This is a genomic window from Geodermatophilus sp. SYSU D01186, assembly GCF_054050215.1.
Window position 1 is genome coordinate 84,620 of record NZ_JBJGYW010000004.1, and the last position, 17,671, is coordinate 102,290.

17 protein-coding genes are annotated in these 17,671 nt (G+C 74.5%); 8 read left to right on the forward strand and 9 right to left on the reverse strand.

Features of this window, described 5'->3' with window-relative positions; all coding sequences use genetic code 11:
* Positions 1 to 7: 7 nt before the first annotated feature.
* Positions 8 to 1,027 (reverse strand): SGNH/GDSL hydrolase family protein, encoded by a 1,020-nt coding sequence (locus ACI784_RS04440; RefSeq protein ID WP_456921671.1) that lies wholly within the window; start codon positions 1,025 to 1,027, stop codon positions 8 to 10.
* Positions 1,028 to 1,151: 124 nt separating this feature from the next.
* Between ACI784_RS04440 and ACI784_RS04445 the strand changes: the two genes are divergently transcribed.
* Entirely contained in the window at positions 1,152 to 2,459 is a 1,308-nt protein-coding gene (locus ACI784_RS04445; protein WP_457012611.1) for a DUF2252 domain-containing protein, read from the forward strand.
* Here the strand turns inward: ACI784_RS04445 and ACI784_RS04450 are convergent.
* The 4 genes from ACI784_RS04450 to ACI784_RS04465 form a co-directional block, all read right to left on the reverse strand.
* Complete coding sequence (locus ACI784_RS04450) at positions 2,425 to 2,592, reverse strand: hypothetical protein (RefSeq protein WP_456921673.1); 168 nt, start codon at positions 2,590 to 2,592, stop codon at positions 2,425 to 2,427. The genes ACI784_RS04445 and ACI784_RS04450 overlap by 35 nt on opposite strands.
* Positions 2,593 to 2,635: 43 nt before the next feature.
* A complete protein-coding gene (locus ACI784_RS04455; RefSeq protein ID WP_457012612.1) occupies positions 2,636 to 3,118 on the reverse strand; it encodes a GNAT family N-acetyltransferase in 483 nt (160 codons plus the stop codon).
* A gap of 83 nt (positions 3,119 to 3,201) precedes the next feature.
* Positions 3,202 to 5,187 carry a VWA domain-containing protein gene (locus ACI784_RS04460; RefSeq protein WP_456921675.1) on the reverse strand — a complete coding sequence of 662 codons (1,986 nt, stop codon included), beginning with the start codon at positions 5,185 to 5,187 and terminating at the stop codon, positions 3,202 to 3,204.
* A gap of 1 nt (position 5,188) precedes the next feature.
* Positions 5,189 to 6,655, reverse strand: coding sequence for a sigma 54-interacting transcriptional regulator (locus tag ACI784_RS04465; RefSeq protein WP_456921676.1), 1,467 nt, complete (start codon positions 6,653 to 6,655; stop codon positions 5,189 to 5,191).
* Between the two features lie 83 nt (positions 6,656 to 6,738).
* Here ACI784_RS04465 and ilvA point away from each other — a divergent pair, with 83 nt between their 5' ends.
* From ilvA to ACI784_RS04485, 4 genes are all read left to right on the forward strand, one after another.
* On the forward strand, positions 6,739 to 7,962 hold the full coding sequence (gene ilvA / locus ACI784_RS04470; RefSeq protein WP_456921677.1) for a threonine ammonia-lyase: 1,224 nt from the start codon (positions 6,739 to 6,741) through the stop codon (positions 7,960 to 7,962).
* Between the two features lie 158 nt (positions 7,963 to 8,120).
* On the forward strand, positions 8,121 to 9,137 hold the full coding sequence (locus ACI784_RS04475; protein WP_456921678.1) for an ATP-binding cassette domain-containing protein: 1,017 nt from the start codon (positions 8,121 to 8,123) through the stop codon (positions 9,135 to 9,137).
* Positions 9,134 to 9,943, forward strand: a complete 810-nt coding sequence (locus tag ACI784_RS04480; RefSeq protein WP_457012613.1) for an ABC transporter permease — start codon at positions 9,134 to 9,136, stop codon at positions 9,941 to 9,943. Before ACI784_RS04475 ends, ACI784_RS04480 begins: the two co-directional genes overlap by 4 nt.
* Before the next feature lie 143 nt (positions 9,944 to 10,086).
* Entirely contained in the window at positions 10,087 to 12,162 is a 2,076-nt protein-coding gene (locus ACI784_RS04485; RefSeq protein WP_457012614.1) for a M3 family metallopeptidase, read from the forward strand.
* Positions 12,163 to 12,226: 64 nt separating this feature from the next.
* Here ACI784_RS04485 and ACI784_RS04490 read toward each other — a convergent pair whose 3' ends face one another.
* Positions 12,227 to 12,556 (reverse strand): RNHCP domain-containing protein, encoded by a 330-nt coding sequence (locus ACI784_RS04490; protein ID WP_456921681.1) that lies wholly within the window; start codon positions 12,554 to 12,556, stop codon positions 12,227 to 12,229.
* A gap of 13 nt (positions 12,557 to 12,569) precedes the next feature.
* Positions 12,570 to 13,073: a transcription elongation factor GreA gene (greA, locus tag ACI784_RS04495; protein ID WP_456921682.1), complete on the reverse strand. Its 504-nt coding sequence runs from the start codon at positions 13,071 to 13,073 to the stop codon at positions 12,570 to 12,572.
* Between the two features lie 213 nt (positions 13,074 to 13,286).
* Here greA and mca point away from each other — a divergent pair, with 213 nt between their 5' ends.
* Positions 13,287 to 14,174 (forward strand): mycothiol conjugate amidase Mca, encoded by an 888-nt coding sequence (gene mca / locus ACI784_RS04500; protein ID WP_456921683.1) that lies wholly within the window; start codon positions 13,287 to 13,289, stop codon positions 14,172 to 14,174.
* Positions 14,171 to 14,512 (forward strand): hypothetical protein, encoded by a 342-nt coding sequence (locus tag ACI784_RS04505; protein WP_457012615.1) that lies wholly within the window; start codon positions 14,171 to 14,173, stop codon positions 14,510 to 14,512. Before mca ends, ACI784_RS04505 begins: the two co-directional genes overlap by 4 nt.
* A 21-nt stretch (positions 14,513 to 14,533) precedes the next feature.
* Here the strand turns inward: ACI784_RS04505 and ACI784_RS04510 are convergent, their stop codons facing one another.
* Together ACI784_RS04510 and ACI784_RS04515 are read right to left on the reverse strand one after the other, a co-directional pair.
* The gene (locus tag ACI784_RS04510; RefSeq protein ID WP_457012616.1) at positions 14,534 to 15,097 is read right to left on the reverse strand and encodes an AMIN-like domain-containing (lipo)protein; all 564 of its coding nucleotides are present in this window, start codon (positions 15,095 to 15,097) and stop codon (positions 14,534 to 14,536) included.
* Positions 15,098 to 15,293: 196 nt separating this feature from the next.
* On the reverse strand, positions 15,294 to 15,560 hold the full coding sequence (locus ACI784_RS04515; protein WP_457012617.1) for a hypothetical protein: 267 nt from the start codon (positions 15,558 to 15,560) through the stop codon (positions 15,294 to 15,296).
* A 96-nt stretch (positions 15,561 to 15,656) separates the two neighbouring features.
* On the opposite strand from ACI784_RS04515, the gene ACI784_RS04520 reads away from it, so the two are divergent.
* Entirely contained in the window at positions 15,657 to 17,654 is a 1,998-nt protein-coding gene (locus ACI784_RS04520) for a thioredoxin domain-containing protein (RefSeq protein ID WP_457012618.1), read from the forward strand.
* Positions 17,655 to 17,671: the final 17 nt, after the last annotated feature.

Consider the following 17,671-nt stretch of genomic DNA (forward strand, 5'->3'; position numbering starts at 1 on the left):
GGCCGCGTCAGCCGACGGTCGCCTGCTCGGCGCGCTCGGCCTGCTCGGCCGTCGGGATCTCCGGCGGGCGGCGCCGGCGCAGCCGTGCCCAGGGCCCGCGCGGACCGGTCTCGGAGCCGCGGACCTCGGTGGCCTGGACCTCGGTGCCGGTCCGGCCGGCGGCGTGCGCGGCGGCACGGGCGACCGGGCGGACGGTGTCGCGGCGCAGGTTGCGCAGCCCGCGGTCGGCGGTGGCCGGCCAGACGCCGAGGGCGTCGGCCACCGAGGGCAGCAGGACGGCGGCCGCCGCGGCGTACCCGGCGGCGCTCGGGTGGAACTCGTCGACGCTGAACAGGCCGCGGTCCTTGGCGAACGTCGGGCCCAGCACCGACCCGAGCGACACGGTGCGACCGCCGGCCTCGACCACGGCGATGGTCTGCGCGGCGGCCAGCTGCCGGCTCCAGCGGCGGGCCAGCAGGCGCAGCGGCTGCGCGATGGGGCGGATGGTGCCGAGGTCGGGACAGGTGCCGACGACGACCTCCGCGCCGCCCTCGACCAGCCGGTGGACGGCGTCGCGCAGGTGGCGGACCGAGACCGACGGCCGGGTGCGGCTGGTCACGTCGTTGGCACCGATCATGATCATCACGACGTCGGGGTGCTCGACCAGCGCCTTGTCGACCTGCTCCTCGAGCTCCCACGACTCCGCGCCGGAGACCGCGAGCCGCACCAGCCGCACCGGCCGCTCGGCCAGCTCGGCAAGGGCGGCGGCGAGCAGGACGCCGGGGGTCTCCGCGGAACGCTCCACGCCGAGCCCCACGGCGCTGGAGTCGCCCAGGACGGCCAGCACGATCGGCTTGCCCCGGCCCCGGCCATAGATGCCGTTGCCCGACGGCGGGTCGCCCTTCGACGTCCGCGACTCCACGCGACGCCGGGCGGACCGGGCCTGCGCGCGGAGGAGGGCCACCATCGCCGCCCCGGCCAGACCCACCCCGCCGCTGCCGTAGGCGGCGCCGGTGGCCAGCCGCCATGCCGTGCTCGCTCGAGTCACCGCCGTCCGACCTCCCCAGCTGCGTGGATCTCTGTCCCGCAGGTTAACCGCCGCCTACGGTCGCCCCGTGACAGATTCCCCCGCAGGGGTCACCGCGGGACCAACGGACGGTGAACGCAGTCAGGTGATCGTCGACGTGCTGGTCGATGCCTTCTCCGAGCTGATGACCGCCGACGCCGACGCGTTCCGCACCAAGTTCCGCAAGATGGCCGCCGACCCGTTCGCCTTCTACCGGGGCAGCGCCTGTCTCTTCTACGCCGACATGGCGCAGTTGGAGGACCGCTGGAGCGACGAGCGCACCGGCCGGGTGTGGATCCAGGGCGACCTGCACGCGGAGAACTTCGGCACCTACATGGACGGCGGCGGGCGCATCGTCTTCGACGTCAACGACTTCGACGAGGCCTACCTGGGCCACGTCAGCTGGGACCTGCGCCGGTTCGCCGCCAGCTTCGCCCTGCTGGCCTGGCGCAAGGCGCTCGGCGACGACGTCATCGCCGACCTGCTGCGCGGCTACCTCGGCGCCTACCTCGACCAGGTGGCGGCCTTCACCCGGCTCGACGACGACAAGTCCTTCGCGCTGGTGCGGGAGAACACCGAGGGCGCGGTGCACGACGTGATCATGCAGACCAGCGCGCGCAGCCGGCTGGCGCTGCTGGACCGGATGACCGTCGTCGAGCGCTACGAGCGGCGGTTCGCCGAGGGGCCGCGCAACCGCCGGCTGGACGGCGACGAGCGGGAACGGGTGCTGGCCGCGCTGGAGCGCTACCGCGGGACCGTCTTCCCCCCGCGCCGCCGCCGCGACGTCGCCTTCGACGTGAAGGACGTGATCGCCACCGGCGGGTTCGGCATCGGCAGCGCCGGGCTGCCGGCCTACAACGTGCTGATCGAGGGCTACGACCAGGCGCTGGAGAACGACGTCGTCCTCTCGCTCAAGCAGGGCAACGTCCCGGCGCCCAGCCGGATCGTGCGCGACCCGGGGATCCGCGGCTTCTTCGAGCACGAGGGGCATCGGACGGCGATCTCGCAGCGGGCACTGCAGGCCAACGCCTCGCAGTTCCTCGGACACACCGAGATCGACGGCGTCGGGTTCGTCGTCCAGGAGCTCTCGCCCTACGAGGTGGACCTGGACTGGGACGACCTCACCGAGCCCGAGGAGATCGCCCCGGTGATGGCCCAGCTGGGCCGGGCCACGGCGAAGATGCACTGCGTCGGGGACGCCGACAGCGACCACACGCTGGTGCCGTTCCAGACCGAGGACGCGATCACCGCCCTGGTCGGCGACCGTCGGGAGGAGTTCATCGCGGACCTCGTCGACTTCGCGCACTCCTACGCCCGGGCCACCCAGCGCGACCACCGGCTGTTCGTCGACGCCTTCCGTGCCGGGGCGATCCCGGGGATCAGCTCGAGCGGGGCGCAACCGGTACGCCGTTGACCCGTCCGGGCAGGTAGCCGGCGAGGTCGGCCGCCCGCCAGCGGTGCCCACTGCCGGGCACCACCGCACGCTCGGCGGTGGCCAGCGCGCCGACGATGGGGGCGGCGGCGTCGGCCGTGAACGGGACGGTCACGTACTCGGTCGTGCCGGTGCAGACCCCCCGCCGGCCGCGGAACTCAGCGCCCGGCCGGCTCCCGCAGCATCCCCAGGTGCGGCCCGATGCCGGGCTTGTCGTAGGGGCCGGCGACCACCGTGAAGCCGTGGCGCTCGTAGAAGCCCGCGGCCGTGGTCCGCGCGTCGCACCACAGCAGGTCCCCGCCCCGCTCGGCCACCAGGGCGAGCGAGGCCTCGACCAGCGCCCGGCCGACGCCTGCCCCGCGCACCGCCGGATCGGTCGCCATGCCCCGCAGCTGCCACGGGGCACCGGCGTGCGGCCGCCACGGGCAGGGCGCCGGCCCCAGCCGGGCCACGCCCACCACCCGGCCGTCGGCGTCGCGGGCGGCCAGGTGGACCGTCGCCGGGTCGTCGTCCCCCGGCATGCCGGCCGGGCCGCCGCCGCGCAGGACGGCGCTGCGCAGCGGCAGGACGACGTCGACGCCGACCTGCTCGATCGCCACGCCGCTCGGCTCGGTGGTCGGCGCACTCGGTTCGGCGGTCACCGGCGCAGTCTGCCGGTGGCCGGCGGCCCCTCTGCAGGGTCCCGACGCGGGCTTGCGAGTGGTGGGGGCAGAGGGGTCCTCCTTCAGCGTGCCCGACGGCCCCGGCGGGTGCGCAGGTAGTCGGCGACGACGTACTCGCCGAGCCGCTCGCTGTCGGGGGTGAACACCCGCCCGCCGGCCCGCTGGGTGATGTCGTGGACGAAGTGCACCAGCCCCGGCTCGGGGTCGAGGGCGAACACGTTCATCGTCGCGCCGGACCGCGCCACCCGCTCCACCTCGGCGACGGTGCGGGCGATCGTCTCGGGCATCGGCGGCCAGCAGAAGAACGGCGTGCCGTCGTCCTCCAGGTGGGCGGTGGGCTCCCCGTCGGTGACCACCAGGACCACCGGCTCGGCGTCCCGGTGCCGGGCGAGGAACCTCCGGGCCAGCATCAGCCCGTGCTGCAGGTTGGTGCCCTGCAGCGTGTCCACCGACAGCTCCGCGAGGGTCTCCGGCCGCAGCACCTGCGCGGTGGAGGAGAACCCGATGATCTGGATCGCGTCCTGCGGGAAGCGGGTCGTGACCAGCGAGTGCAGCGCCATCGCCGTCGACTTGGCCGCGCCCCACGTGCCGCGCAGCGCCATCGAGTAGGAGAGGTCGACCAGCAGGGCCACCGCCGCGCCGGTGCGCCGCTCGGTCTCGACGACCTCGAAGTCCTCGACGGCGATGCGGACGGCGCGCCGGCCCTCGACGTGCGGCTCGTGCGCGGTGCGCAGGACGGCGTTCTTCACCGTCCGGACGACGTCCAGCGGCTGTTCGTCGCCGAACCGCCACTCCCGTGAGCTGCCGGTGAGCTCCCCGGCCGAGCCCGCGTCGGTGACGTCGTGCTCGCCCCGGCCGGTGGCGTCGAGCTTGGCGAACACCCGCCGCAGCGCGGTCGCCCCCAGCCGGCGGACCGCCTTGGGGGAGAGCTCGAGCTTGCCGTCGGAGCGGTTGAGGTAGCCCTGCCGCTCCAGCTCGCGCTCCATCTGGCGCAGGGCGGCGAGGTCGTCGACGGCCGGCCGGCCCAGCGCCCGCTCCAGCAGCTCCTCGTCGACGTCGGACAGCGAGGCACCGGCGTAGCCCTGGGAGAGCTGGTTGGACAGCGACTCCAGGTCGGCGAGCTCGGCCACGGCGCTGGTCGCGTCGCCGAGGCCCAGGGACTGCTCGCCGTCGGGCACCTGGCCGCGCTGGCCCCACGGCAGGTCGGGGCGCGCCTGGCGCAGGGCGTCCTGCAGGTGCGCCATCTCGCTGGCCAGGCCCATGTCGGCCATCGTCTGGGCCATGAGGTCGGCCAGCTCGGCCCGCTGCTCCGGCGAGAGACCGGCCATCATCCGCTCCTGCGCGGCGGCCCGGCGGGCGAGGGAGTCGATGAGCTCCTCGACCGACTGCGGGTCGTCCGGGAAGAACTGGCCGTGCTTCTGCATGAACTGCTCGAACCGCTCGTCGGTGTCCTCGCCGCGGTTGTGCGCGTCGATGAGCTGCGAGAGGTCGGCGACCATGTCCTTGACCGCCTGCATGTCCTGCTCGGTGGCGTTCTCCAGCGCCTGCTTCATCGAGGCGAAGGAGCTGTCGAGCACCTCCCGGCGCAGCAGGTCCTGGATCTGCTCGTAGGCCTGGCGCGCCTCGTCCGACCGCCACGCGTAGTCCTTGAGCGCCCGGACCGCGCCGGCGGTGTCCTCCGGGAGGGCGTCGAGCTCGGACTCGGCCAGCCGCGCCGCGTCGTCCGGGTCCGGGAACAGCTCCCGCCGCTCGGCCTCGACGGCCCGGTCCAGCAGCTCGCGGACCTCCTGGAGCGTGCCGTCCATCCGCCCGGCGGTGCGGGCCTGGCGCAGCCGCTCGCGCACCGACCGGCGCAGCTCGTCGAGACCGCGGCGGCCGTCCATGCCGCGCCGCAGCAGCTCGCGCAGCGCCTCGCGCACCCCGCTGCCGCCGAGCACGGAGTCGCCGATCTCGTCGACGGCGCTGCCGAGGTCGTAGGGCGGGGCCAGCGGGTCGGGCCCGCCCCGCCAGCGCCCGTACCGGTAGCCCTTCCCGGGCCGCCTCACCATGTCAGGCCCCGTACACCGTGCGGGTGCCGTCGGTGTCCTTGGCCAGCCGGCGGGTGAGGTACAGCCCCTCGAGGGCGAACTCCACCGCGGCGGCGGCCTGCTCGGCCGACTGCTCGCCCTCCGGCACGCCGAGCCGGCCCAGCAGCTCGGCGAGCTTGGGGATGGTGCCGAGCTGGCCCAGCAGCGCCGCGGCCGGCACCAGCTCGCCGGACTCGACGGTCTCCCCGCCGGTGAAGTGCTCCTGCAGGCCGGTCAGGTCCAGGCCGGCGCAGCGGGCGCGGAAGGTCTGCGCGGTCGCCTGGCGCAGCAGGTGCTCGAGGATCTCCAGCTCCCGCTCGTCGTCCGGGTCGGCCCCGGAGTCGGCGAACTCGACCTTGCCGCGGCTGGCCGGGACGACGCTGGGCAGGTCGACCACCCGGGCCACCGGCCGCGTCTCCCCGGCCACCGCGGCGCGGCGGACGGCGGAGGCGGCGACGGTCTCCAGGCCCGCGATCGCGAACCGGGCGCTGACCCCGGAGCGCTGGTCGACGTGGCTGGACTCGCGGACCAGCCGGGTGAACCGGGCGATGATCTCGGCCAGGTGCTCGGGGACGACCGGGGTGTCGAAGTGCCCGTCGCCGGCCACCGCACCCAGCCAGCTGGTGTGCGCCTCCTGGTGCAGCAGCCGGATCTCGTCGGCGAGCTCGATCGGGTAGTGGGTGCGGACCTCGGCGCCGAAGCGGTCCTTGAGCGGGGTGATGATCCGCCCGCGGTTGGTGTAGTCCTCGGGGTTGGCGCTGGCCACCAGCAGGAGGTCCAGCGGCAGCCGCACCCGGTAGCCGCGGATCTGGATGTCGCGCTCCTCCAGCACGTTGAGGAGCGCGACCTGGATGCGCTCGGCGAGGTCGGGCAGCTCGTTGACGCTGAAGATGCCGCGGTTGGTGCGCGGCACCAGGCCGTAGTGCACCGTCTCCGGGTCGCCGAGGGTGCGGCCCTCGGCGACCTTGATCGGGTCGACGTCGCCGATCAGGTCGCCGACGCTGGTGTCGGGCGTGGCCAGCTTCTCGCCGAAGCGCTCGCCGCGGTGCAGCCAGCCGACGGGCGTGGCGTCGCCGTGCTCGGCGATCTGCCGGTGCGCCCAGACGCTGATCGGGTGCAGCGGGTGCTCGTTGAGCTCGCTGCCGGCCAGCACCGGCGTCCACTCGTCGAGCAGACCGACCAGCGTGCGGATCAGCCGGGTCTTGCCCTGGCCGCGCTCGCCGAGCAGGACGAGGTCGTGGCCCGCGATGAGGGCCCGCTCGACCTCGGGGACGACGGTGTCCTCGAAGCCCACCATGCCCGGCAGGCTGGGCTCGCCGGCACCGAGCCGGGCGAGCAGGTTGGCGCGGATCTCGGCCTTGACCGGCCGGAAGGCGGCCCCGCTGTCGCGGAGCTCGCCCAGGGTCGTGGGAGCGGGGGGAGCGGAGGCGAAGGCGCCAGGGTCCGTCACCCCCGACACGGTACGACGAGGGTGCGACCCTCGGCACCCGTCCGGGGACGCTCGCCGGCACTCCTGCCTGGGAGGATCCGGGCATGGTCGCGGACGAGGTGCCCCTGCTCGCCGGGGCTGACGTCGCCGCCGCGGCGGCGCTGCTCGGCGGCGTCGTGCGCCACACGCCGCTGGAGCACTCCCGGGCGCTGGCCGAGCGGGTGGGCGGGCCGGTGTGGCTCAAGTGCGAGAACCTGCAGCGCACGGGCTCGTTCAAGATCCGCGGCGCGTACACGCGGCTGGCCCGGCTGACCGCCGAGGAGCAGGCCCGCGGGGTCGTCGCCGCCAGCGCGGGCAACCACGCCCAGGGGGTGGCGCTGGCCGCGCAGCTGCTCGGCATCCGGGCCACGGTGTTCATGCCGGAGTCCGCCCCGCTGCCGAAGGTCGCCGCGACCCGCGGGTACGGCGCCGACGCGCGGCTGGTGGGGCACGACCTCACCGAGGCCATGGCCGCGGCCGTCCAGCACGCGGAGCGCACGGGTGCGGTCTTCATCCACCCGTTCGACCACCCCGACGTCATCGCCGGGCAGGGCACGGTCGGGCTCGAGGTGCTCGACCAGTGCCCCGACGTCGCCACGGTCGTGGTGTGCACCGGCGGCGGCGGCCTGGTCTCCGGGGTGGCGGCCGCGGTCAAGGACCGCCGTCCCGACGTCCGGGTGGTCGCCGTCCAGGCCGCGGAGGCGGCGGCGTTCCCCGGCTCCCTGGCCGCCGGGCACCCGGTCGCGCTCCAGGGCATGGCGACGATGGCCGACGGCATCGCCGTCGGCGCGCCGGGTGAGCTGACCCTCGCGCACGTCCGCGACCTGGTCGACGAGGTGCGCACGGTGACCGAGGAGGACCTCTCCCGCGCCCTGCTGTTCTGCCTGGAGCGGGCCAAGCTCGTCGTCGAGCCGGCGGGCGCCGCGGCGGTGGCCGCCGTCCTGGCCGACCCGGCGGCGTTCGCACCGCCGGTCGTCGCCGTCGTCTCCGGTGGCAACATCGACCCGGTCCTGCTGCTCAAGGTCGTGCAGCACGGCATGGCCGCGGCCGGCCGCTACCTGCGGCTGCGGCTGCGGGTCCCCGACCGGCCCGGGTCGCTCGCGGCGGTGCTCACCGAACTGGCCGACGTCGGCGCCAACGTGCTGGAGGTCGAGCACGAGCGGACGGCGACCCGCCTGGACCTCGGCGAGGTGGAGGTCTTCGTCGTCCTGGAGACCCGCGGCCCCGAGCACGCGCGGGAGGTCCTCGCCCGCCTGGACCGCGCCGGCTACGCGGTGACCACCGGCTGAGCGACGAGTTCCGGCCGTCGCCGCCGTCTCCACTGCGTGCCCCGCACCCGGCGGGGTCGTGGACGAGGGAGCGACGTGGACCAGCCGTCAGTGGACCGGGACCCCCGGGCCGGAAAACCAGTCGGGAACCGTCGGTGCCCCGGCCTAGCGTTCCGAGCATGACCGACGCGATTGTCGTCGAGGGGCTGGTGAAGCGCTTCGGCGCGACGACGGCGCTCGACGGGGTGGACCTGACCGTGGCCGAGGGCTCCGTCCTCGGGCTCCTCGGTCCGAACGGCGCGGGCAAGACGACGGTGGTGCGCATCCTCACCACGCTGTTGCGCGCGGACGCCGGGCGGGCGGAGGTGGTCGGCCTCGACGTCGTGCACGAGGCCGACGCGGTGCGCGCCTGCATCGGGCTGACCGGCCAGTACGCCGCCGTCGACGAGTACCTCACCGGGTTCGAGAACCTGGAGATGGTGGGCCGGCTGTACCGGCTCGGCCGGCGTGAGGCCCGGTCGCGCGCGGGGGAGCTGCTGGAGCGGTTCGACCTGACCGCTGCGGCCGACCGCCCGGCCAAGACCTACTCCGGCGGCATGCGCCGCCGGCTGGACATCGCCGCCTCGCTGATCGCCCGCCCGCGGGTGCTGTTCCTCGACGAGCCGACCACGGGCCTGGACCCGCGCAGCCGGCTGTCGATGTGGGAGTTCATCGCCGACCTCGCCGGTGGCGGGACGACCATCCTGCTGACCACGCAGTACCTGGAGGAGGCCGACCGGCTGGCCGACCGGATGGTGGTCATCGACCACGGCCGGGTGATCGCCCGCGGCACCGCCGACGAGCTGAAGGCGCAGGTCGGCGGCCAGCGGCTGGAGCTGACCGTCGGCGACGCCGGGGACCTCAAGGAGGCGGCCGGCCTGCTGCGCCCGCTCGCGGTCGACGAGCCGCGGCTGGACGAGTCGACCCGCCGGCTCTCGCTGCCGGTCAGCGGCGGCACCGACGACCTCGCCGAGGCGCTGCGGCTGTTGGCGGGCACAGCGGTGCAGGTGCTCGACATCGGGCTGCGTCGTCCCGACCTCGACGACGTGTTCCTCACCCTCACCGGCCACGCGGCCGAGGAGACGACCAGCGGCCCGGACGGCGACGCCGGTGCCGGAGACCGGACGCCGGTGCGCGCCGGGGGAGGTGCCCGATGAGCAGCACGCTCGCGCAGACGCTGGCCGACAGTGCCACCATCACCCGGCGCAACCTGATCAAGGTCAAGCGCGTGCCCGACCTGCTCGTGTTCGCGACGCTGTCGCCGATCATGTTCGTGCTGCTGTTCCGCTACGTGTTCGGCGGCGCGATCCAGGTGCCCGGCGGGGTCAGCTATGCGGAGTTCCTGCTGCCGGGCATCTTCGCCCAGACCGTGGTCTTCGGCAGCACCATCACGGGGGCCAGTCTCGCGGAGGACCTGCAGAAGGGGCTGATCGACCGGTTCCGGTCGCTGCCCATGTCGCGCTCGTCGGTCCTGGTGGGGCGCACGGTCGCCGACCTCGGGCTCAACGTCATCTCCATCGCGGTGATGGCGCTGACCGGTCTGGTGGTCGGGTGGCGCATCCACACCTCGGTGCTGGAGGCGTTCGGCGGCTTCCTCGTCCTGCTGGTCTTCGCCTTCGGCATCTCCTGGCTCATGGCGCTGGTCGGGCTGCTGGTCCGCACGCCTGAGGTGGTCAACAACGCGAGCTTCATCGTGATCTTCCCGTTGACCTTCATCGCCAACACCTTCGTGCCGCTGGAGACCTTCCCGCCGGTGCTGCGCACCTTCGCGGAGTGGAACCCGGTGTCGGCGGTGGTGCAGGCCGCCCGCGACCTCTTCGGCAACACCGTGCCGGGGACGCCGGTGCCCGACGCCTGGTCCCTGCAGAACCCGGTGCTGTACACGCTGATCTGGACGGTCGTGATCCTGGCGGTGTTCGTGCCGCTGTCGGTCCGGGCCTACATGCGCACCGCCAGCCGCTGACGGGGAGCGGCTCGCGTCGGGCTTCCCGGGGCGAGCCGCCGTCCCGACTCGCGGGCTGTCGCGGGCAGGGGCTCCGCGCAGCCGGGGGACGGCACCTGCCCGCGGTGCGGTCCGGTGGGAGCGCAGTGACACAGTGGGCGGCGATGAGCGCCACCGAGACCACCGCCACCGCCGTCCCGTCCGCCGACAACCCGCTGCTCGAGCCGTCCGAGCTGCCGTTGCAGCTGCCGCCGTTCGCGGCGATCACCCTGGAGCACTGCCGCGAGGCGCTGCTGGCGGGCATGGCCGAGCAGCGGGCCGAGGTCGCCGCGATCGTCGCGTCCGCCGGGGCGCCGACCTTCGAGGACACCGTGGTGGCGCTGGAGCGCTCCGGCCGGCTGTACCGCCGGGCCGGGGCGGTGTTCCACAACCTGGCCTCGTCGGTGTCCTCCGACCGGCTGCGGGAGATCGAGCGCGAGCTCGCGCCGCTGGAGTCGGCGCACGCCGACGCGCTGCGGCTGGACCCGGCGCTGTTCGCCCGCATCGACGCCGTCCACGCCGGCCGGCACGAGGCCGGGCTCGACGCCGAGGCGGTGCGGCTCGTCGAGCGCTACCACCTGGACTTCGTGCTCGCCGGCGCCCGGCTCGACGACGCCGGGCGGGCGAAGCTGTCGGAGCTCAACCAGGAGCTCTCGGCCCTGTCGACGACGTTCGGGCAGAACCTGCAGCTGGCCACCGAGGCCGCCGCGGTCGTGGTGTCCGACGCCGACGAGCTCGACGGACTCGGCGACGAGGAGGTCGCGGCGGCGGCCCGGGCCGCCGCCGACCGCGGCGTCGACGGCTTCCTGCTCCCGCTGCTGCTGCCCACCGGTCAGCCGGTGCTCGCCAAGCTGCGCAACCGGTCGCTGCGGCAGCGGGTCTTCGAGGCGTCGGTGGCCCGCGCCTCGGCCGGCGAGCACGACAACGGCCCCGTCGCGGCGCGGATCGCATTGCTGCGCGCCGAGCGGGCCCGCCTGCTCGGCTTCGCCACCCACGCCGACCTGGTGCTCGCCGACTCGACCGCGCGGACCACCGAGGCCGTCGACGCGATGCTCGCCTCGATGGTGGGTCCCTCACTGGCCAACGCGCAGGCGGAGGCGGCCGCGCTCACCGAGGTCGCCGCCCGCGACGGGGTGACCGACCTCGCGCCGTGGGACTGGGCCTTCTACAGCGAGCGGGTCAGGGCCGAGCGCTACGCCGTCGACACCTCGGCGTTGCGGCCGTGGTTCGAGCTGGACCGTGTCCTGGTCGACGGCGTCTTCCGCGCCGCCGAACTGCTCTACGGCTACCGGTTCACCCCGCGCGCGGACCTCGTCGGCTACCACCCCGACGTCCGGGTCTGGGAGGTCACCGACGCCGACGGGCAGACCATCGGTCTCTACCTCGGCGACTTCTACGCCCGCGAGGGCAAGCGCGGCGGGGCGTGGATGAGCTCCTTCGTCACCCAGTCGCGGCTGCTCGGCACGCGGCCGGTGGTCGTGAACAACCTCAACGTCACCCGCGCTGCCGACGGCCGCCCGACCCTGCTCACCCTCGACGAGGTCGACACGCTGTTCCACGAGTTCGGGCACACGCTGCACGGGCTGAGCTCCTCGGTCACCTACCCGCGCTTCGCCGGCACCGCCGTCCCCCGGGACTTCGTGGAGTTCCCCAGCCAGGTCAACGAGATGTGGGCGCTGTGGCCCGAGGTACTCGGCGGCTACGCCCGGCACGTCGAGACCGGCGAGCCCCTGCCGGCCGACGTCGTCGAGGCGATCGAGGCGGCCCGGCTGTGGGGTGAGGGCTTCGCGACCCTGGAGTACCTCGCCGCGACCCTGCTCGACCAGGCCTGGCACCGGATCACCCCGGAGACCGAGGTCGGCGACCCCGGGGAGTTCGAGCGGGCGGCGCTGGAGGCCGCCGGCGTCGCCTACGACCTGGTGCCCCCGCGGTACCGGACCACGTACTTCCAGCACGTGTTCGCCGGGGGCTACGCGGCCGGCTACTACTCCTACATCTGGTCGGAGGTGCTCGACGCCGACACCGTGGAGTGGTTCCGCGAGAACGGGGGCCTGCGCCGGGAGAACGGCGACGTCTTCCGGGAGCGGCTGCTGTCGGTCGGCGGGTCGGTCGACCCGATGGAGGCCTTCCGCGCCGTCCGGGGCCGGGACGCCGACCCGACGCCGCTGCTGCGCCGCCGCGGGCTGCTGAAGACGACCTGAGCGACGACGCGGGCGGAGTGTCACAGGCGTTCCCGCGCCGTGACACTCCGCCCGCGTCAGGGGCTCACAACCAGGGCAGCCCGAGGACGACGTCGAGGTCGTCGGGGCCGTCGCCCTCGCGGACCAGCCGGTTGGGCTGGCGGTGGCCGCACGCGGTGCAGCGGTGGACCACCTGCCAGCCCTTGCCCGACTTCTCCACCAGGCCGATCGGCTCCATGGGCGCCCGGCACTCGCTCGCGCGGTCGCCGGGGAGGTCGTCGACGTGCAGCGACCACAGGCACACGGGGCAGTGGTTGCGGTAGTGCCCGTCGGTGTTGGCCGGCACCGGGCAGCCGCAGTGCACGCAGGCGAACCCGGTGTTCTCCGCCCGCCGGGAGCGGGCGGGGCGGGTCACGGCGGAGCCCCGGTCAGGGGACGAAGGGCTCGACCGCGACGACCTCGACGGTGATGTCCCGGCCGTTGGGCGCCTGGTAGGTCACCGTCGTCCCCGGCGCGGCGCCGAGGATGGCCGACCCGAGGGCGGACTCGGGCGAGTAGACCTGCAGCCCCGTGGTGCCGGCGATCTCCCGGGAGCCGAGGAGGAACTTCTCGGTCTCGTCGTCGCCCTGGAAGCGGATGGTGATGACGGTGCCGGTCGCGGCATGGGTGGCCGTCGTCGGCGCGGCTCCGACCTTCGCGGTGCGCAGCAGGTCGGTCAGCTGGCGGATGCGGGCCTCCTGCTTGCCCTGCTCGTCCTTGGCGGCGTGGTACCCGCCGTTCTCCCGGAGGTCGCCCTCCTCGCGGCGGGCGTTGATCTCGGCGGCCATCGCCGGACGGCCCGCCACCAGCTGGTCGAGCTCGGCCTTCAGCCGGTCGTGGGCCTCCTGGGTCAACCAGACGCCCTGGTGCTGCTCGTCAGTCGGGGTGGACACGGCGCTGCTCCTGAAAATGTCGGTGGCCGCCCCCCGTCAGGGGAACGGCCGCGTTCGGAACGGTCAACGTAACACCGTCGGACGGCGGGGTGTTCCTCCGCACACCGACGGGAAGCGGAACGGTACCGTCTCGGCAGGTGACGAGCACCACGTCCACCCGATCGGTGGGTCCGGGAGCGGCGGGGCCCCCTCCGGACGGGGGATGATGTCCCGGTGACCGAAGCAGACCCGTTGCGCCTGCTCGCCGTGCACGCCCATCCCGACGACGAGTCGAGCAAGGGCGCCGCGACGATGGCGAAGTACGTCGCGGAGGGCGTCCGCGTGATGGTGGCCACCTGCACCGGGGGCGAGCGCGGCTCCGTGCTCAACCCGGCGCTCGACCGGCCGGAGGTCTGGGAGCGGTTGCCGCAGATCCGGGTCGAGGAGATGGACCGGGCGCGGGAGATCCTCGGCGTCGAGCAGGAGTTCCTCGGCTTCGTCGACTCCGGGCTGCCCGAGGGCGACCCGCTGCCGCCGCTGCCGGAGGGCTGCTTCGCGCTGGTGCCCACGGAGGAGGCCGCGGCGCCGCTGGTGGAGCTCATCCGCCGGTTCAAGCCGCACGTCATCACGACCTACGACGAGCGGGGCGGCTACCCGCACCCGGACCACATCAAGACCCACGAGATCTCCGTGCACGCGTTCGACGCAGCCGGGGACCCGGACCGGTACCCCGAGCTGGGAGAGCCGTGGCAGCCGCTGAAGCTCTACTACCACATGAGCTTCACGCTGCCCCGCACGCGGGCGCTGCACGAGGCCATCATCGCCTCCGGCCACGAGTCGCCCTACGCCGAGTGGCTGGAGAACTGGGACCCGGACCGCGACATGTCCCACCGGGTCACCACCCGGGTGCACTGCGCGGAACAGTTCGCCGTGCGGGACGCCGCACTCATCGCGCACGCCACCCAGATCGACCCCAACGGCCGCTGGTTCGCCTGCCCGCTGGAGGTCCAGCAGAAGGTGTGGCCGACCGAGGACTACGAGCTGGCCCGGTCGGTCGTCGACTCACCCGTGCCCGAGGACGACCTGTTCGCCGGCGTCCGCAGTGAGGTGACCGTTCGATGAACGCCGCGCTCGTCACCGTCGTGCTCGCCGCCAACGACGACCAGCTGCCCTCCGACGTCGGCAAGTCCGGCCCGCTCGGGTTGCTGTTGATCGTGCTGCTGCTCATCGCCACCGCGCTGCTGGTGAAGTCGATGAGCCGGCACCTCAAGCGGCTGCCCCGCAGCTTCGACCCCGCGGACGACGGCCGGCGGGTCGCCGTCCCCGACACCCCGGCCGAGCTGCTCGAGGAGCGCACCGAGCCGGGTCAGGAGCTGCTGGACACCCTGCGCCGGGCGCCCCTGGCCATCGAGCCGCCGCGCCGGGACGACGACGGCCGGCCGGAGGCCCCGCGGGGCTGACCGGCCGGCCGTCGCGCGGACCTACCAGCGGTGCGCGACGTCGATCACGAGCCGGTCGACGCGGCTGGAGCCGCCCTCGAGGATGAACGCGCGGAACGGCAGCCGCGCCCGCGTGCCGACGCCGACCTCCGACTGGCCCTCGAACGAGCCCAGCCAGGCCACCTGGCGCAGCGTGCGGAACCCCGCCACGTCGGCCGCCTCGAGCGGGTCGGCCGGCGAGTAGGTCGCCCGCCCCGCGTCGTCGTCGTAGCCGACGGCGCCGAAGGTCACCTGCAGCGCGGCGCCGCCGCGGAGGTCGACCGCCTCGCCGCTGCCGTCCCGCCGCACCACGGGCACGTAGCGGATGTCGTAGGAGTCGAAGTGGTCGACCTCGGCGACGTCGACCACCACCCGGTCGTAGCAGGTGTGCTGACCGGCGCGGACGTCCTGGACGAGGTCGCTGCCCGGTTGGTACGGGTTCAGCGTCTTCGCCCCTGAGCCCCAGGTGATGCCGCAGTAGGGCGCGGCGCTGGCCGAGGCGGGTGCGACGAGGCCCAGGGCGGCCAGCGCGGAGACGAGGGTGACGAGGATCCGGGAGCGGGTCATGGCGACCTCCAGGTGGTGTGTGCCCCGTCGTGAGAATCCGCCGACGCGCCGAACGGGCACCAGAGTCCCCGGCGTCTGCTCTCGACGAACCCATCCCGGTCGCATGGTCACAGTTCCACCATGATCCGGCGCGCCTGCTCGCCTCGTCGGGCAAGGTGTGCTCTCGGTGACGACGGCGGTGGAGCGTGTCCGGCCGCTACGGGCGGCGCCGGACGAGGGCCTTCCAGGCCGGACGCCGGGGGATCCGCTCGCGGACGCGCTCGCGCGGCAGGTCCGCGTCCCACGCGTCCTGCCGACCGCCCGGGCCGGTGGCGGTGAACCGGACCGCCGCGCGCCAGCCGGTGCCGTCGTCGTACATGCGCCACGCGTGCTGCACGCCGGGCCACCAGCGTCCGGCCGACCGGACCTCGACCTGCCGTGGCGGGTCGATCCGGCGTTCAACGAGGACCTGTCCGTCGTGCACGAGGCGGAGAGTCAGTTGCGTGACCCGGTCCACATGAGGGCCGACCCGGATCCCGGGGCCCGTTCGCGCGCGCACCGGGGAGGGAAGGGGAGGGGCATGCCGAACCGTCTCGCCCGTGCGACGAGCCCGTACCTGCTGCAGCACGCGGAGAACCCGGTCGACTGGCGCGAGTGGGGGGACGAGGCGTTCGCCGAGGCCCGCGAGCGCGACGTCCCGGTGCTGGTCTCGGTCGGCTACGCCGCCTGTCACTGGTGCCACGTCATGGCGCACGAGTCGTTCGAGGACGACGCGACCGCGGCGCAGATGAACGCCGACTTCGTCTGCGTGAAGGTCGACCGCGAGGAGCGGCCGGACGTCGTCGGCGTCTACATGACCGCCACCCAGGCGCTGACCGGCTCCGGCGGCTGGCCGATGACGGTGTTCACGACGCCCGACGGGCGGCCGTTCTACTGCGGCACCTACTTCCCGTCGCGGCCGGCGGGCGGCATGCCCGCCTTCCGGCAGGTGCTCGCCGCGGTCACCGACGCCTGGCGCACCCGGCGGGAGGAGCTGGAGTCGGCGAGCGCCCGGATCGTCGAGGCGATCTCCGCGCGCCTGGAACTCGGCCCGCCCGCCCCGCTGTCGGCCGCGGACCTCGACGCCGCCGTGACCGCCCTGGCCGACAGCTACGACGAGCGGTGGGGCGGCTTCGGCGGGGCGCCGAAGTTCCCGCCGTCCATGGTGCTGGAGTTCCTGCTCCGTCACTCCGCCCGCACCGGGGACGCCGAGGCGCTGCGCATGGCCCGCGGCACGCTCGAGGCCATGGCCCGCGGCGGCATCCACGACCAGCTCGCGGGCGGCTTCGCCCGGTACTCCGTCGACGAGCGGTGGATCGTGCCCCACTTCGAGAAGATGCTCTACGACAACGCGCTGCTGCTGCGGGCGTACGTGCACCTGTGGCGGGCGACGGGGGAGTCCTGGGCCCGCGAGGTCGCCGACGCGACGGCCGCCTTCCTGGTCCGTGACCTGGGCACCGCCGACGGCGGCTTCGCCTCCGCGCTGGACGCCGACACCGAGGGCGTCGAGGGGCTCACCTACGTCTGGACCCCCGCCCAGCTCGTCGACGTCCTCGGCGAGGACGACGGCCGGTGGGCCGCCGGGGTGTTCGAGGTGACCGCGCACGGCACGTTCGAGCACGGGACGTCGACCCTGCAGCTGCTCCGGGACCCCGAGGACACCGCCCGGCTGACCTCGGTGCGTGATCGGCTGGCTGCGGCGCGTGCCCGCCGTCCGCAGCCGGCCCGCGACGACAAGGTGGTGACCGCGTGGAACGGGCTGGCGATCGCCGCGCTGGCCGACCACGGCGTCCTGACCGGCGACGGGAGCTCCGTCGCCGCCGCCCGCCGCGCGGCCGGACTCCTCGCCGATGTGCACTGGGTCGACGGGCGGCTGCGGCGGGCCTCGCGGAACGGCGTCGCCGGCGCCCCCGCCGGTGTGCTCGAGGACTACGCGGACCTCGCCGAGGGGCTGCTCGCGCTGCACCAGGCGACGGGGGAGGGGCGCTGGCTGGAGCTCGCCGGAGACCTGCTCGACGTCGTCGCCGAGCAGTTCATCGACGTCGAGGGCTGGCACGACACCGCCGCCGACGCCGAGGCGCTCGTGCACCGGCCGTTCGACCCCGCCGACGGCCCCACCCCGGCGGGGATGGCGGCGGCGGCCGGCGCCCTCGTCACCTACGCCGCGCTGACCGGGTCGCCGCGGCACCGGGAGCTGGGTGAGGCGGCCGTCGGTTCCCTCGCACCCCTGGTCACCCGGGCGCCGCGCGCGGCCGGGTGGGCCGCTGCCGTGGGCGAGGCGCTGCTGGCCGGTCCGGTGGAGGTCGCGGTCAGCGGCCCGGCGGGTCCGGCCCGGGATGCGCTGGAGGCGGCGGCGCGCGCGGCGACCAGCCCCGGCGCGGTCGTCGTCGCCGGCGAGCCGGACGCGCCGGGTGTCCCGCTCCTGGCCGGCCGGCCGCTGGTGGAGGGGAGCCCGGCGGCCTACGTCTGCCGGGGCTTCGTGTGCACCGCACCGGTGACCGACGTGTCCGCTCTGAGCGCAGCCCTCGCACTTTCCTGAGTACGACACCGCGGCTT

Bases quoted from the DNA above. Each gene is read 5' to 3' on its own strand.
- ACI784_RS04520 (WP_457012618.1), top strand. From the start codon at position 15,657: ATGCCGAACCGTCTCGCCCGTGCGACGAGCCCGTACCTGCTGCAGCAC.
- ilvA (WP_456921677.1), top strand. From the start codon at position 6,739: ATGGTCGCGGACGAGGTGCCCCTGCTCGCCGGGGCTGACGTCGCCGCC.
- ACI784_RS04480 (WP_457012613.1), top strand. From the start codon at position 9,134: ATGAGCAGCACGCTCGCGCAGACGCTGGCCGACAGTGCCACCATCACC.
- ACI784_RS04510 (WP_457012616.1), bottom strand. From the start codon at position 15,097: ATGACCCGCTCCCGGATCCTCGTCACCCTCGTCTCCGCGCTGGCCGCC.
- ACI784_RS04460 (WP_456921675.1), bottom strand. From the start codon at position 5,187: ATGGTGAGGCGGCCCGGGAAGGGCTACCGGTACGGGCGCTGGCGGGGC.
- ACI784_RS04485 (WP_457012614.1), top strand. From the start codon at position 10,087: ATGAGCGCCACCGAGACCACCGCCACCGCCGTCCCGTCCGCCGACAAC.
- ACI784_RS04505 (WP_457012615.1), top strand. From the start codon at position 14,171: ATGAACGCCGCGCTCGTCACCGTCGTGCTCGCCGCCAACGACGACCAG.
- ACI784_RS04475 (WP_456921678.1), top strand. From the start codon at position 8,121: ATGACCGACGCGATTGTCGTCGAGGGGCTGGTGAAGCGCTTCGGCGCG.